The organism is Candidatus Protochlamydia sp. W-9 (assembly GCF_001950615.1).
Taxonomy (GTDB): domain Bacteria; phylum Chlamydiota; class Chlamydiia; order Chlamydiales; family Parachlamydiaceae; genus Protochlamydia; species Protochlamydia amoebophila.
In genome coordinates, this window is sequence record NZ_BCPZ01000311.1 from 1 (window position 1) to 2,050 (window position 2,050).

General features: G+C 38.2%; 1 protein-coding gene and 1 pseudogene. One reads left to right on the forward strand and one right to left on the reverse strand.

What is annotated here, in order from left to right:
* Positions 1-898, forward strand: a pseudogene (locus BU804_RS09010) (hypothetical protein); the annotation flags it as partial.
* 1 nt (position 899) lies between these two features.
* Here BU804_RS09010 and BU804_RS09015 read toward each other — a convergent pair.
* On the reverse strand, positions 900-2,050 hold a 1,151-nt coding region (locus BU804_RS09015; protein WP_075883811.1), incomplete at its 5' end, for a hypothetical protein.

Here is a 2,050-nt window from a genome sequence, read left to right on the forward strand (position 1 = left end):
ACTTTTTAACGGGTTAGAGATTGCACAAACTAGTGCGAGTTACACCCCGCTGTACAAAAAGTTAGAAAATTTAAAAGAGGTGCAAAGCACCGTTAATGAACTCATGCGCATTCTCGATGCATTAGCAGATCTTAATCACTCTCCTTCCCATATAGCACTTGTTGATTTTAAAATAGAACAAGCAAGAATTAAAACAATGCAAGAAACATTCAATCACTTCAAAACACTGTTAACAGAATGGATGAATGAAGTCTTTGAGAGCAAATATCACCAATATCGGCAAGACCCTTTTTTTCAACATCAAAAACAAATCGAGGAACTAACGATCACTATAAAGGAGAAAGAGAGGGAAAAAGAAGAGTTTGAGCATGCATTGAAAGAAATGGATTTGACTCCAGAAGAAAAGAGGTTGTTGTTATCCCTGGAAGAGAATGTGGCGGATAATTCAACTTTCCTAAATCTTGAACCTAAAAAAAAGCTAGATTTAGCTGAAAAGTTATCATATGGCGAAGCTAAACGTTATGAATCTTATAAAAGTGTTATAGATAAATTTCTGGAAAAAACTGCCTTAAAAAATTGCCTAGAGGAAATAAAGAGAATAATTCAGCAAAATCGAGATTTAATGCAGGAACTAGGAAAAGAAAAAGAGCCTGAAGATGCTTATTTGAGAGCACAATATCCAAAGATTTCAGGAGAAATAATTGAATGGTCAGCAGACTTTCAGTTTAGATTAATTCATTATTCTGTGTCTAGCGCCACGCTTTCTTTTGTCGAAAAGTTATTAAACCTACAATCCAAGGCGACTGTTCAGCTTGTTGCAGAATTAAAGCAAACAGATTCTTCTATTTATGAAGAGGAAGCTTTAAAACAAGCCTTGATTAGACGGTCAACTGAATAAGCTAAATTTCAAAGCTTAAGGGGGGAGAGGCCTTAGCAAAGTCCCAAACATCTAACCCCCCTTCTTTATCGCAGCAAGCCAAACGTCGCTCATCTACATAAATACCTGTTAAATTACACTCTAATGCTTCTTCTTCTCTACCTTCCAATTTCTTTTTTTGTTTAATAGAGCAAAAAGCTCCCACTGTTTTAGGCTCGTCTTTGATATTTAGGCATTCAATTATATAGTAGGGATTAGTAGCCACCCAGCAATGCTCCTGATCGCGGTCGAAGCTAAGAAACTGGACAGGAGAAAAACCAAAAGAGTGCTCTATAATCCTTTTTCCATTAGCGGGTTCATAAAAAACAACATGCCCCGTGTCAAAACCCACAGCGAGTTTTTCGCCATTATAGGTTGAAGCAGTAATACATTTTGCTTTGGAGCTGCGAATAAATTTTAATTCTCTTTCAAGAGACCCTCCAAAGATTTTTTTTCCACTAGCAACATCCCAAACCGTACATAGGCGTTTCACCGCATCCTTCCCTAAAATAATGACGCGCTTTTCATCAAACTGCACCAGCTCTTTGCAAAGAGGATCTAAAAAGAGCCCGTCTAAAAGAATAGGCTCCAAATGTTGGGCAGAGTTTTCTTTTCGGATAGCTTTGATAAAATAAAGCGCGCCATCTTCACATTGAATCAAAATTTGGTTATCACGACAATCGAGCGAGCGGATGGAAGAGCGGAAAAGGGGTGATTCGTAATATTTTAAGCCATCTTCTATATTAAAAATGGCAAATTGCTTGCGCTGAGGCAACACTAAAATAAGCAACTCTTGGTCAACATGGGCTTCTTCAAAATTTCCCACCATGCTTAAGGCTTGCGAAGGAAAAGGTTCTTTGAATGGCCAGCGGTAGAGGGAACCTTCTTGGGTCACTTGGATCATATGTCCCTCCAGATAGTGGATCAAACGAGAGTTTTTGTCTTTTAGGTTATCAAAAACTAATTGACAGCCCTTTTCCTCAAGAGAATAGATTCGGGCAGTACCAGGAGTGACTTGGATGAAAGCCACTTTTTTTTCTACTTTTAATTTAACAGTTCCACCTGCTGCAAAGCCAGGTAATTGGTAGGTGTCATGCTTACATCGATCTTCACATAATGTGGCTTTGTTACGTC